The sequence below is a fragment of the Saccharomonospora saliphila YIM 90502 genome, from assembly GCF_000383795.1.
GTDB lineage: Bacteria > Actinomycetota > Actinomycetes > Mycobacteriales > Pseudonocardiaceae > Saccharomonospora > Saccharomonospora saliphila.
In genome coordinates this window covers 195,530-207,700 of record NZ_KB912728.1, presented here as the reverse complement: position 1 = coordinate 207,700, position 12,171 = coordinate 195,530, and the positions used below count along the sequence as shown (strand labels likewise).

Below are 12,171 nucleotides of genomic sequence, written 5' to 3'. Positions count from 1 at the left end.
GACACACACCAACAGAGCGCGGCACCGGAACCGCACCGGTCCGTCCACGCCCTTCGGAAAACAGCGAACCGATTCCGGTCGCCCGGTTACCGCACAGACCACGCACCGAGACGGTCAGAACGTTGCCTCCGAACCGCTTGCCACGGCGCACGAAAACGAATCCGCCGACAAATACGACACCGCTCCCGGCCGGATTCGGTCCGCGGCGGTGACGCGGACCTACAGCAGCGGTCGCTTCCGGTCAGTCACAGCGGTCCACCACAGAAATCATCACCATCTCCAGAACGCTACGGAGACCAGATCGACCTTTACTCAACTACTGTGGCTACTCATTCACGGCGCCACTGTGACCTCACGTTTCCGCGTCGACTCTTTCACGTGGGTACAATCAGGACAACGAGTATATTGGTACCGTCTTCGCAGTCCGACTGTCAAGGTCATCTTCAGCGGCTCTTGAGTCTTCCCATAGGGCTGCCCGGGACCCACGGGACCGATTGAGCCGCGCCTCTTCTTGCTCTTGGTGCAGTCCACTGCGCTTTTCGGCGGAAGCCCCCGTACAACGCACGGGTCGTGGGCTGCGACCCGTCGACCTGAACCACCAGAGTCCGGCCTCCGGCGACGAGTTCCGGCCCAGCGAGCGGCTCTCACGGGTGGCGGCCGGACGTCGGCAGGGCGCCCACGCCCCGCACCGCGGCACATGACCCTCTTACCGGGGCACACGCCGCCCGGTCAGGGCTGCGCGGGAGAACCAGCTCAATTCGACAGCCCTCATAGGACCTTCGCCGGGCGGGACTCGCGCCCGGCGGACGTTCGCGGCAGGCCACGACGAGCTCATCCGAGCGGCCGCGTGGGATACAACGGCTCGACCACGGTCCGAACCCGACGACCAAGCCACCTCGAACGCCCAGGAAGTAACGGGCCGGCAACATCCAGCGCAACGCTCACCCAACCACGGACCGACCATCCACGACCAACGGTCGTAATCCACGGTTAGCCCGTCCACCGGACGGTCTCTACGCCATTCGGTCGCTACTCGGCCCGCACGCGTACTCCCCCACCTTCGGTGTTGACAGGCGTAGCGAACCTGCGATCTACTCCCTGCGCAACACAGGGGATAGGCGATTTGTCGATAATAGCACACGACACGATCGTCGATTTCCGAATAGTTGAGCTGATCCTCAACCCGGAGGCCGCGTGATGGGAAGCGAGTTATGCCGGACCGCCTCGTGCAGAAGCGAAGGGAAGGGATCACGGAGAGCCGACGCAGGGTTTCTCTGCCTCCCGTGCCGAGACCATCTCGTAGAAGGGCTTCGGGCATTGCCCGCGCTGTATTCGGACTGCGGCGGGGGTGAAGGGTCGAAAGAAGTACGGGTCATACGGAAGCGCCCGCGCAGGGCCGCGAACAGGGATTCCTCGATGAATGCCGCCGCGGTCGAAGTACGGTCGTCGATTCGTACGGTTCTTGCCTCGTGGGCGGGACTCGTGACCGAGGAACGACGCGTGGAGCCGCCGGCACGGGACATCGCGGTCCTGGCGCGATTCCTGGTTCGCCATGTCGACTGGCTGTGCCGGCATCCCGCCGCGGGCGATCTGGCGGACGAGATCCGGCACCTCGAGCGGACGGCAGCCCGCGTCGCCTACCCGGACGACGGCAGACGCATCCGTGTCGGCCACTGCCCCGCCCCCGAGTGTGATGGTGAGCTCTTCGCTCTCATCCGGCCCCACGGTGACCTTCCTCGTTCCGAGATCACCTGCTCTGAATCCTCCGTCCACTCATGGCCGGTGACCCGCTGGTCGAAGCTCGGCAGTCTGATATGACACAACCAAGGCGGACGAACGTGGACCGTGAACACGCGGTAGCGGGCTTGACGGCCGATGACATCGCCAGCATCTGGCGCATTCCCAAGGGCACCATCTATCGCTATGCGCACAAACACCGGTGGCGCCGTTATACCGAGGGTGTGCGCACCTACTACCATCCCAACGACGTCACGGCCGTTCTCGACGATCTGACGCGCTGACTCGCCCGCGGGCCGCGGATAGCACGCACGCGATCGCACCCCCGCAGGCCCGCGGGCTCCTGCCCCTCAGCGCACAGGTTCGATAACCAGGTCCGAGATTCCGGTCGGCGGTGCCCGCCCACTATTTCGTGGCGGCGATCTGGATCAGGTTGCCGCAGGTGTCGTCGAACACGGCGGTGACCACCGGCCCCATGTCGGTCGCGTCCTGGGTGAACTCGACGCCCAGCCCCTTGAGCCGCTCGACCTCGGCATACACGTCGTCGACGGCGAACTGGGTGAACGGGATACCGTCGGCGACCAAGGCTCGTTTGAACGGGCCGACCGCCGGGTGGCCGTCCGGCTCCAGCAGCAGCTCGACCCCGTCCGGGTCGGCGGGTGAGACCACGGTGAGCCAGCGAGCCCCGCCCACGGGTTCGTCGGTCTTCTTGATGAACCCCAGGATGTCGGTGTAGAAGGCCAGCGCCTTGGCCTGGTCGTCGACCAGCACGCTGGTGATGTTGATGCGGATCATGGTCCCGGTTCCTCTCTGTCGATGGGCCACCGCTCGACGATCGAGCGCAGGGGGCTCGTGTCGAGGTAGTGGAACTTGTACCGACCCTGCCGTCGGGTGCGCACCAGGCCGACCTGTTCGAGCACCGCGAGGTGCTGCGAGATGGCCTGCCGCGAGGAGGACAGCCCGTGCTTCATGGCCAGTCGGCCGCAGATCTCGAACAGCGTCTGACCGTCCTTGTCGGTCAGCTCGTCCAGGATGGTGCGTCGCGTCGCGTCGCCAACAGCCTTGAACAGGTCCGCGTCCATGAGCGCAGTTATAGGCAAGTAGACACTTGCCTGTCAAGGACTCGCGCGCCCGTCCACGCTGACGGTGAGCTCCGGCGCACCCGGCCGTACTACCGCACACCAGGGTTAGGATCGAGCGGACAGCTGAGCGGAACATCCGGTGAGTGCGCGGTCGAGGTGGGGCAATGCGGGTGATCGCCCGCGACGGGGAGCACGAGATCGAGATCCAGCGCTCCCGATTCCTGTGCACCGTCGCCCGTGTCACCGACGTCGACGAGGCCGCCGCGGTGATCACCCGGGTCCGGCGAGCCGGGCCGAACGCCCACCACCACTGTTCCGCTCTGCGTATCGGTGACCCCGAGACCGGCGGGCTCACGGCCCGCAGCAACGATGACGGCGAGCCCTCGGGCACGGCCGGTGTCCCGATGCTGGAGGTACTGACCCGACGCGGCCTGACCGACGTCGTCGCCGTCGTCTCCCGCTGGTTCGGCGGTATCAAGCTCGGTGCCGGTGGCCTGGTCCGTGCCTACTCTGGGGCGCTGACCGCGACGCTGGATACGGTCGGCGAGCTTCGCCGGGTGCGCCACCGCGAGTTGCTGGTCGCGGTCCCGCACGACCGGGCCGGGCGCCTGGAGCATCACTTGCGCCACTCGCCGTACCGGGTGAGCGGCGTGGAGTACGGCTCGGACGTCACCTTCACGGTCGCCGTCGCCGAAGACGCGGTGGACGGCTTCGACGCGTGGCTGGCCGAGCATTCCGGTACCGCGGTCGATGTCATCGACGCCGGGCCGCGCGACCTTGACCTGCCCTGACCGGCCGTTGGGTCGGCAGGACTCAGCCCGCGTCGGTGACACTGTCGAGCAGTGCCAGCTCGTCGTCGCTGAGCTGGAGGGCGCCCGCCGCGATGTTGTCCTCCAGATGTGCGCGGTTGCCGGTGCCGGGGATGGCGAGAATGTGATCGCCTTGGTGGAGCGTCCAGGCGAGCCGGACTTGCGCAGGCGTCACGCCGTGGGCCTCGGCCACCGTGATGACCTCGGCCTGACCCGCCTCGTCGTGGCCGCCGTGCGGTGTCGCGCCGGGGACCGAAGCCGCGACGGCGAAGAACGGCACGAACGCGATACGGTGTTCGGCGCACAGCTCCACGAGGTCGTCGTCCTGCCGCTCGGTGAGACCGTACCGGTTCTGCACACAGACCACGGGCGCGATCGACATCGCCTCGGTCAGCTGCTCCGCCACGATGTGGGAGACACCGAGATGGCGGACCAGGCCGGCCTCCCGCAACTCGGCGAGCGCGCCGAAGTGCTCGACCAGAGAGCCCGGAGCCTTCTCCATCCCAGCTCCCCAGCGCAGATTGACGACGTCGAGGTGGTCGAGCCCGAGCTGGCGGATGTTCTCCTCCACTTGACTCCGCAGCGCCTCCGGACGCGCGTACTCGAACGCGCCGTCCCGGGAACGACCGGGGCCGACCTTCGTGGTGATGACCAGGTCGTCGGGGTAGGGCTGCAGCGCGGTGCTGATCAACTCATTGGCCGACCGGGTGGGCAGGAAATAGAAGGCCGCGGTGTCGATGTGGTTGACGCCGAGCTCGATAGCGCGGCGCAGCACGGCGATCGCGTCGGCGCGGTCCCTGGGTTTCTCGTCCCAGGGCATGCCGGTCAGGCGCATCGCGCCGAAACCGACCCGGTTGACCGTGCGGTCGCCGAGCTGCCAGGTACCCGCGGCATCGGCGGTCGGTGTGCTGTTCGTGTCCATGGTGTTCGTCGTCATGACCCCAGCGTGCTGGCTCGCTCGCCGCCCGTCCGGGAATGGCAACAACCTGCCGAGGTCGCCGACCTCGGGCAGGTCCGGGCAGAATCGCTGGTATGCGGATGAGCGACGGCCTGGTGCGGGCGAGCGGCGCGGTCACGGTCGTGCGCGGCGAGGAGGAGCTGTTCCAGCGGACGGGGCATTTGTTCGCGACCGTTACCGACATCGCGTGTGCCGCCAACGACCTCGCGAGCTGGGTCGCCGTCCGCAAGTCGGATGAGCTGGCCGCGGCGACCGCGGGACGCCTCGGCGAAATGCGTATCCGCAAGATCTACCGGTCCGGGCTGCTACTCGACTCGGTGTCCACACAGGAGCTCGCACGGCGCCGGGACCGGCTCGGGGCACAGATCCGGATCACCACCGAGGAGATCAACGAGACGATCCTCCTCGACCGCAGAGTGGTGATCCTGGCGGGCGACCTCAGCGCCGGCCGGCGAAGCTACAGCGTGATCACCCAGCCCGAGACCGTCCAGGGAGTGAGGTCGCTGTTCGAGACGGCCTGGCGGTCGGCCACCGACCTCGCCGTCTACGACGCACAGGTCGCCGAGATCCGCCAACTGGCCCCTGCCGTGCTCGACCTGCTCAGCCGGGGTGTCAAGGACGAGGCCGCCGCACGGACGCTCGGTCTGGGCGTGCGGACCTACCGACGGCGCGTCGCCGAGCTGATGGCCGCGCTCGGCGCCGGATCGCGCTTCCAAGCTGGCATCCGCGCCAGGGAACTCGGCCTGGTCTAAACCCCACGCCCGGCTCCGCGCCCTGCCGATGCCACCGGAAAGGCGGATCGTGAGCGCGTGCGCCCTGCGCTCACAGCCGTGTGGCCGACCATGCTCGACCACCACGTACCATATGAACACGTCGTCCACAAACGGCGAGTACCCAAGTCGACCGGCCCAAGGGTGGTGACGAACGTAGTGGCCAGCGTCAGGAACACCGTCCCGAGAGGCCGGGGACGTCGACCGGCCGCCGAGGTCCGCGCCGAGGTGCTGGAGGCCGCCGGGACCATTCTGCTGCGCGATGGCATGCGGGCGGTCACGTTCGACCGCGTGGCGGCGGAAGCGGGAGCCAGCAGGACGACCCTCTACAAGTGGTGGCCGTCACCGGGCGCGCTCGCGGCCGAGGCGTACTTCGCCCGAAGCCGGCGCATGCTGGACTTCCCGGACACCGGGGACGTGCGGGCAGATCTGATCACACAGCTGCGCGCGTTCGTCCGGTGGCTGAAGGAAGAAGGCGCGGAGAGGCCCGTTTCCGAGCTCGTCGGCGCGGCTCAGCTGGACCGCGCCCTCGCCGAGGCCTGGTCCGAGAGCTACGCGCTGCCGAGGCGGGAGCTGGCCCGGGAACGACTCCGGATCGCGGTGCGAGCGGGCCAACTGCGCGAGGACGCCGATCTCGACATCATCGTCGACCAGCTCTGGGGCGCCTGCTACCACCGCCTGCTCGTCCTCAACGTGCCCTTCGACGACGGCCTCGTCGAGCGCCTCGTCGACCACGCCCTGTACGGAGCCGCAGCACGCTGAGGAGACCACCCCCTCGCTCCGGCGCGGGCGGCCGACGCCAGCGGTCTGCCCGCGCCCGGCACCCGGTTCGTCGCCCGGCGAGGCGATGTACGGCGGCGCCACGACCAGCGCCTCTGTGTGCGACTCGGGCAGGCACCGACTCCCGCTTATAGACAGCTTGTTCATTTCTCGGTACCGTCGATGCATATGAACAAGGTATCCATATCTTGGCGGGAGGGTGAACCGTGACGAACCACTCGGACCGCGTCGCGCTCGTAACCGGCGGATCCGGCGGCATCGGTAGGGCCGCGGTCGAGCGTCTGGCCGCCGAGGGCTACTCCCTGGTCGTGCACTACGCGGCAGGAAGGGACCGCGTGGACGAGATCGTGCGTGCGGTGACTGCCGCGGGTGGTCGAGCCATCCCGGCGGGTGGTGACGTCGCGGACGAGTCGGCGATGGCCGAGGTCTTCGATACGGCGGAGCGCGAGTTCGGCGGCGTCGACGTCGTCGTGCACACCGCCGGCATCATGCCGCTCGCGCCGGTCGCGGACATGGACCTGGAGACCTTCGATCGCGTCCAGCGCACCAACGTGCGCGGCACTTTCGTGGTCGACCAGTTGTCTGCCCGGCGGGTCCGCGACGGCGGGGCGATCATCAACTTCTCCACGTCGGTCACCCGGCTGCAGATCCCGAGCTACGGTGCCTACGCGGCCTCGAAGGGGGCGGTCGAGGCGTTGACCCTGATCCTCGCGCGCGAGCTTCGCGGCCGGGACATCACCGTCAACGCCGTCGCGCCCGGACCCACCGCCACACCGCTGTTCTTCGAGGGCAAGACTCAAGAGCACGTCGACCAGATCGCGTCGATGAACCCGATGGAGCGGCTCGGCACCCCGGCGGACATCGGCCAGGCCGTCGCCTTCCTCGCGGGGCCCGCGCGCTGGGTGAACGGCCAGGTCCTCCACGTCAATGGCGGTGCCGCGTAGTACATCCCCGTCGCCGGGTCCGCAGGGGTAGCGGCTGAGCCGGTTGCAGGCACCCCGCGCTGCGGGACGTCCTCGGGCCGCGCATCGAGGAGTTTCCGTTCACCGTCCGCCCCTCGGCATCGACATGATCTGAAACCGGTGGCTGGTGGACGGATGGTTCCGGAGCCGGCTGCGGGGAATCCTCGTCGAGGCCGCCGAGTCGCGAGGGCTGGGGTCACCGGACACCGCACAGTCGACCCACCGGTGTCACAGACCGCCGGCTCGTCTCGTCGTCGTAGCGGAAGCAGTAGTGGACGGGAGGTGACACGATGCGCGTGTTCGTGGCAGGTGGGAGTGGTGTTCTCGGGCGTCGGCTCGTTCCACGGCTGGTGGCCCGTGGCCACCACGTGACGGCGACGACGACGAGCGCCGACAAGCTGGGAATGCTGGAGGAACTGGGCGCTGAGGGCGTCGTGATGGACGGACTGGACCCGGCCTCCGTCGAGGCGGCGGTGACCGCGGCCCGGCCAGACACGATTGTGAACCAGATGACGGCCCTCTCCGCGGCGCATGCCGGAAAACCCAACTTCCGCAGGCCGGACCGCTTCTTCGCGGCGACGAACCGGCTGCGCAGCGACGGCACCGACCACCTGCTGGCCGCGGCCGAGGCGACCGGCGTCTCCCACGTTCTCGCGCAGAGCCACGGCAGCATGAACGGGATCCGCCAGGGCGGATGGGTCAAGACGGAGGACGACCCGCTGGAGGAGGTGGAGGGCACGACGGCGGTCAACCACCTGGAGGACGCGGTGACCGGAGCCGCCGGCGGCGTCCTGCGCTACGGCAGCTTCTACGGGCCGGGCGCCACCGACGACCAGGTCCGGCTCGTGCGGAAACGGCTGTTCCCACTGGTCGGGGACGGCGAAGGGCACTTCTCGTGGGTGCACCTCGACGACGCGGCCGACGCCACCGTCCTCGCGGTCGAACAGCAGGCCACCGGCGTGTTCAACATCGTTGACGACGACCCCGCACCGGTCCGGGAATGGCTGCCCCACCTCGCGCAGTGCGCTGGCGCCAAACCACCCCGGCGGGTGCCGGCGTGGCTGGCCCGGCTGGTCGCCGGCGAGATGATGGTGGGCATGATGACGGAGGGCCGGGCCTTCTCCAACGCCAAGGCCAAACGCGAGCTCGGCTGGCAGCCGCGCCACCCGTCGTGGCGCCAGGGGTTCGCCGACGAACTCGCCTCCTCCGGCACCACACCGCAAGCCCGGCGTGGCTGAACGAGCAACCCGGGACGAAGAGTGATCGGCCTGAACCTTGTCCCGCCGCCGCATCCACCGAACGGTGGTCTTCACCGCACAGCCGACCTCATTAGTGATCGTCCGTGCCCGGAACACCTGGGCCCGGAATCGCGGATGTGACCTGCAACCCGCACCGACGCGCTACTGAAGCGCGTCGGTGACATGCCCGCATACCTTCCTTCTGCCCGCCCCTTGACCGCACAAGCACGCCCATGCCGTCCGTCCCGCCGTCTTCGCCGACTACTCGGGCCAGTGCTCCAACACGGACGCCGGGACACCGATGACCAACCCCTTGAGCGCATCATTCGACTTGGGATAGCAGGTCTTCCAAAGCACCTACGGCCTCATCGATCAATTCTAGTGACTGCGTTGACATATCACCCAACTCACCTCGATCTAAATCGACGGCATAAACCTGCTCCAATGTGAGCCATTGCCCACGCACCTCTTGGAGCCACTCGGACTCATCGAAGTGAGAAATGATAGCATACAATGAATCTACTAGCAGGGGGAACGATATGACCCCCGATCGATAGCGAGCCACTGTATCGCGCGCACTACTAGCGACAGTATCGCCCTCTTCACCGCTTTCACGTGTCATTGCTCCATCTTTCCCGGTACGACCATAACTACCCGACAAGAACCCTCGTCCGCGACCACACTTACCCAGCGCTCAAAAGTCAAAGAACTCCGACGCTTTCGCGAAAAGCAGCTCAACGACACCGTCGACCATCAACACGAGACCGTGCTTTCTCGATATGTCAAACAAGTCGGGGTCACTACTTTAAAGATGTCGTTCAAAACACTTCCATCCAGATTCCCTCCTAAACATCATTTGGCAGCGGATGGATCATCTCCTACCGGGTAGATACTACCAACCCGAGAAATGTCGGGGCAGCGCCTAGATTAACCGTGCTGAATGCAGCTCTCCTCAATCTCAATGAATTCGTATGAATACAGATACTCTAGGCGTCCAAAGAACGACTCGTAGCTCACACCTGGAGGCACGTCTACAGCAACAAGCCTAGTACCCGACCAGATCTCTTAATCGCACTTCTCGCTCTCCGATATCGCACAGACGGCACTAAAACTTTCATCGTCGAGCGATATGATTCGGACTGTTGAATGCGCACCTCTACCTACAGTTCGAGAGTAGGCGTTCACTTCGTTCTCTTCAACCTTCGAAAGCCCGAACTCAACGCGATCGCCAAGGCTAACACCTCGCACGAAAAAAAGGAATGCTGGACACTATTTCATGCCCGGGCACACCCGCCAGCTTCACCCACAAGGTTTCTGCCTCGAAAGGAGGATGACCATCCTCGTCTTTCGTCAGTTTAAATTGCACACACACATGTTCTCCATTTGATCGACTCATATACTCACATGCTTCTTTTCGCGCCCGTTCTGCGAACGATACCTTCCCGAGGGGTATCCGGCCAAAATTCTAGTTTCGTTGCCAGCGAGCGGCCTAGCGTCGGCAACAAAGGGTTCGATCGCAGCCCACTGAGCGTCGGTCGTATCCGACGGATAACGCCGCGACCTGCACGAACGGCGCCTGCGTGGTGGCCAACAGACAGCACTGCTCAGCGAACCGTCGTCGGCTCAGACTCCTCAGTCTTCGCAGCCGATACCGTCCCCGTCCGCGTCGAACCGATGGGGATCGCCCGGACGGACCGGGAAGTTGCGGTCTGCGATCTCGCCGCAGTCGAGGTCCGGCGGAGGCGCCGGGACGACGTAATCGTCGTTCGGTTCCGGCTCCGGCTGGTCCCGCGGCTCCGGTTGGTATGGCAGGTCCGGCTCCAGCTCAGGGGGCTGCTCGGGCTGTGGCTCGAACTCGAGCTGTGGCTCCGGCTCGGGAGGCAGTTGCGGAGGCGGCGTCTGTTCCGGTTCACCGGCGGAGGCACATTCGCCCCACAACCCGGCGCCAAAGGCCTCCGCATCCTCCCGGGCGGCGCTGATCTGTGCCCAGTACCGGTCGTTCGGCGGGAACAGCACCGCATCGGCATAGCCGTCCTCGACCATCTCCAGGTTGACGAAGGTCCCCTCGTCGTTCCACAGATAGAGCAGATGACGGCCGTACGGGTCGCGCAGCTGTTCGTCCCGCTGGATCCACACCGTGCTCGCGGGCGGCGCGAGTTCAGTCAGCCGTGTGGTCGCCTCGTCCCCGTAGCACTGCGTCGGCTCCCCGGGACGCCCGGTCTCCGGAGCATCGATCTCCAACAAGCGCACATCCACCTGCCCGGTGCCGGCGAGAGCGACACCCCCCGTGAGTGCGGCCAACTCCATCGTGTCCCCGTCCACGATCCGGCGGACCTCGGCTTCCTGGGCCTCGCCCGGAACCCCGGCCGGTACCACCGGCGTAGGCATCGACGTCCGGGGCGCCGTCGGGGTGGGGATACGGGGGCTCGGAGGCTCGCCGGGCGTCTGCGGTGCGGAGGTGGAGGGCGGGGTCGGCGGCGGGCCGGCGTCGGATCTTCCGCCGTCACCGGCCTCGTCCACCGGGGCGGGGGCCAGAGCACTCAGGACGACCAACACGACGACCCACGCCGCCACGGACAGACCCGCCGCGCGCCGGGGATTGTTCCGCCCGGCGTACCAGCGTCGGACCGGGCTGCTTCGGAACAGGGCCGCGATCCCCACCACCAGAGAGGCAATCAGGAACAGGCTGAGAACCAAGCCCATGTCCCCACTCCAGTCCCCGGCAGCGCCTCCCGTCAAGCCGCGCGGCACGTCCGCACGGGGCTCGACCCCGCTTCCGACGGCTGCCCTCGCCCGTGACACCGTTTCGCGAAGCGAGTGAACCCACCCCGTTCACCCCGGGTCGCGTCCCACACTGTCAGGCGACCAGACGCCCGCCCCACGGACGTGCGCGGCCAGCGCGGCGGTGACGTACTCCGCGTCGCGGCGCACGCCGCGCAGGCTGTTCGAGGCGAACGAGCGTTACTCCAATCCCACATACACCAGCCTGGGATGCGCGCCCCGGCCAGGTGCCCGTCGACCGGGGCGGGATCACTGTTTCCTGGCGCGCTCACCCGTCGCTAGCAACGGCACCGCCCACGGTCAGAACACGAAACTCGGCAGCACGGGTGGGTCCCCGGCGACCTCCACGCATGTCGACGTCGACGACCCCTCGTCGGGCCCCTGAGGCGCACTGACAGCACGATCGACCACCCGCCGACGATCTTGGAGGGCTGACGCGGAGGATCAGGCGGCCGTGCGCCAGCCCCTGCGGGGCAGCGGGGCGGCTGTACGGCTGCTACTCACGTCCTCAACCGAGGCTTGAATCGCAGCCGTACAGGATCCTTCGCTGAGCGCCGGAGGGCTGGTCGGACTTGTGCGAGGTCAGAACGCGAAGCGGCGCACGGCCTCCGGCTGAAGGACGACGCGAACCTGGTGCTCGGCCAAGATCGCGGCGAGATCGTCGGCCCGGTCGTCGAGACTCCAGTAGCGGGCGGCGAGGCGGGAGACCAGGTCGGGCGCTCCGTCGGTCTCCACGGTGGTGCTCCCGGTGATGGACACCCAGCGTTCGCGTTCGCCTGCCGGGGCGGCCACGACGAGTGAGGCGCGGGGGTCGTGCTGCAGGCGCCGCACCTTCGGCGAGTCCCGCGGCGTGAAGAACTGGATCGTCCCGTCCGCGGTGGTCTCGAACCACACCGGCCGGGGCTGTGGTGGCTGCGGTCCCCCAGCCACGGTCAGGAACCCGTGCAGAGGGCGTCCGAGAAACTCGAGGTCTTCGACGGTCAGCATGCTGGTGGCGGTGCTCATCGTGTCCCTTCCAGAAGAGGATTACAGGCCCATGGCAGGCAATTCAACG

The 12,171-nt window shown here is 67.1% G+C and carries 13 protein-coding genes; 7 read left to right on the top strand and 6 right to left on the bottom strand.

Features of this window, described 5'->3' with window-relative positions; all coding sequences use genetic code 11:
- The first annotated feature begins 1,416 nt into the window (after positions 1 to 1,416).
- Together SACSA_RS0119955 and SACSA_RS0119950 are read left to right on the top strand one after the other, a co-directional pair.
- Positions 1,417 to 1,818: a hypothetical protein gene (locus SACSA_RS0119955; RefSeq protein WP_083940320.1), complete on the top strand. Its 402-nt coding sequence runs from the start codon at positions 1,417 to 1,419 to the stop codon at positions 1,816 to 1,818.
- Between the two features lie 20 nt (positions 1,819 to 1,838).
- The gene (locus SACSA_RS0119950; protein WP_019819556.1) at positions 1,839 to 2,021 is read left to right on the top strand and encodes a hypothetical protein; all 183 of its coding nucleotides are present in this window, start codon (positions 1,839 to 1,841) and stop codon (positions 2,019 to 2,021) included.
- Between the two features lie 121 nt (positions 2,022 to 2,142).
- On the opposite strand, the gene SACSA_RS0119945 is transcribed toward SACSA_RS0119950, so the two are convergent.
- Together SACSA_RS0119945 and SACSA_RS0119940 are read right to left on the bottom strand one after the other, a co-directional pair.
- A complete protein-coding gene (locus SACSA_RS0119945) occupies positions 2,143 to 2,532 on the bottom strand; it encodes a VOC family protein (RefSeq protein ID WP_019819554.1) in 390 nt (129 codons plus the stop codon).
- The gene (locus SACSA_RS0119940) at positions 2,529 to 2,819 is read right to left on the bottom strand and encodes an ArsR/SmtB family transcription factor (RefSeq protein WP_019819553.1); all 291 of its coding nucleotides are present in this window, start codon (positions 2,817 to 2,819) and stop codon (positions 2,529 to 2,531) included. The genes SACSA_RS0119945 and SACSA_RS0119940 overlap by 4 nt, the downstream gene beginning before the upstream one ends.
- Before the next feature lie 164 nt (positions 2,820 to 2,983).
- On the opposite strand from SACSA_RS0119940, the gene SACSA_RS0119935 reads away from it, so the two are divergent.
- Entirely contained in the window at positions 2,984 to 3,610 is a 627-nt protein-coding gene (locus tag SACSA_RS0119935) for an IMPACT family protein (RefSeq protein WP_019819551.1), read from the top strand.
- A gap of 22 nt (positions 3,611 to 3,632) precedes the next feature.
- Here SACSA_RS0119935 and SACSA_RS0119930 read toward each other — a convergent pair whose 3' ends face one another.
- Complete coding sequence (locus SACSA_RS0119930) at positions 3,633 to 4,565, bottom strand: oxidoreductase (RefSeq protein WP_019819549.1); 933 nt, start codon at positions 4,563 to 4,565, stop codon at positions 3,633 to 3,635.
- Between the two features lie 95 nt (positions 4,566 to 4,660).
- On the opposite strand from SACSA_RS0119930, the gene SACSA_RS0119925 reads away from it, so the two are divergent.
- The 4 genes from SACSA_RS0119925 (at position 4,661) to SACSA_RS0119910 (ending at position 8,336) form a co-directional block, all read left to right on the top strand.
- Complete coding sequence (locus tag SACSA_RS0119925; RefSeq protein ID WP_019819548.1) at positions 4,661 to 5,338, top strand: response regulator transcription factor; 678 nt, start codon at positions 4,661 to 4,663, stop codon at positions 5,336 to 5,338.
- Positions 5,339 to 5,515: 177 nt separating this feature from the next.
- Positions 5,516 to 6,118, top strand: a complete 603-nt coding sequence (locus SACSA_RS0119920) for a TetR/AcrR family transcriptional regulator (protein ID WP_019819547.1) — start codon at positions 5,516 to 5,518, stop codon at positions 6,116 to 6,118.
- Between the two features lie 224 nt (positions 6,119 to 6,342).
- On the top strand, positions 6,343 to 7,080 hold the full coding sequence (locus SACSA_RS0119915; protein WP_019819546.1) for an SDR family oxidoreductase: 738 nt from the start codon (positions 6,343 to 6,345) through the stop codon (positions 7,078 to 7,080).
- 308 nt (positions 7,081 to 7,388) lie between these two features.
- Positions 7,389 to 8,336, top strand: a complete 948-nt coding sequence (locus SACSA_RS0119910; RefSeq protein ID WP_019819545.1) for an NAD-dependent epimerase/dehydratase family protein — start codon at positions 7,389 to 7,391, stop codon at positions 8,334 to 8,336.
- 1,065 nt (positions 8,337 to 9,401) lie between these two features.
- Here the strand turns inward: SACSA_RS0119910 and SACSA_RS27240 are convergent.
- The 3 genes from SACSA_RS27240 to SACSA_RS0119895 form a co-directional block, all read right to left on the bottom strand.
- A complete protein-coding gene (locus SACSA_RS27240; RefSeq protein ID WP_157597042.1) occupies positions 9,402 to 9,584 on the bottom strand; it encodes a hypothetical protein in 183 nt (60 codons plus the stop codon).
- A 384-nt stretch (positions 9,585 to 9,968) separates the two neighbouring features.
- Positions 9,969 to 10,724, bottom strand: a complete 756-nt coding sequence (locus tag SACSA_RS23920; RefSeq protein WP_083940330.1) for a thermonuclease family protein — start codon at positions 10,722 to 10,724, stop codon at positions 9,969 to 9,971.
- Between the two features lie 975 nt (positions 10,725 to 11,699).
- Positions 11,700 to 12,122: a pyridoxamine 5'-phosphate oxidase family protein gene (locus SACSA_RS0119895; protein ID WP_019819542.1), complete on the bottom strand. Its 423-nt coding sequence runs from the start codon at positions 12,120 to 12,122 to the stop codon at positions 11,700 to 11,702.
- Positions 12,123 to 12,171: the final 49 nt, after the last annotated feature.

Coding starts and splice junctions, on each gene's coding strand:
- SACSA_RS0119910 (WP_019819545.1), top strand. CDS start 7,389: ATGCGCGTGTTCGTGGCAGGTGGGAGTGGTGTTCTCGGGCGTCGGCTC.
- SACSA_RS0119925 (WP_019819548.1), top strand. CDS start 4,661: ATGCGGATGAGCGACGGCCTGGTGCGGGCGAGCGGCGCGGTCACGGTC.
- SACSA_RS0119945 (WP_019819554.1), bottom strand. CDS start 2,532: ATGATCCGCATCAACATCACCAGCGTGCTGGTCGACGACCAGGCCAAG.
- SACSA_RS0119895 (WP_019819542.1), bottom strand. CDS start 12,122: ATGAGCACCGCCACCAGCATGCTGACCGTCGAAGACCTCGAGTTTCTC.
- SACSA_RS0119930 (WP_019819549.1), bottom strand. CDS start 4,565: ATGACGACGAACACCATGGACACGAACAGCACACCGACCGCCGATGCC.
- SACSA_RS23920 (WP_083940330.1), bottom strand. CDS start 10,724: ATGCCTACGCCGGTGGTACCGGCCGGGGTTCCGGGCGAGGCCCAGGAA.
- SACSA_RS0119955 (WP_083940320.1), top strand. CDS start 1,417: ATGAATGCCGCCGCGGTCGAAGTACGGTCGTCGATTCGTACGGTTCTT.
- SACSA_RS0119940 (WP_019819553.1), bottom strand. CDS start 2,819: ATGGACGCGGACCTGTTCAAGGCTGTTGGCGACGCGACGCGACGCACC.
- SACSA_RS0119935 (WP_019819551.1), top strand. CDS start 2,984: ATGCGGGTGATCGCCCGCGACGGGGAGCACGAGATCGAGATCCAGCGC.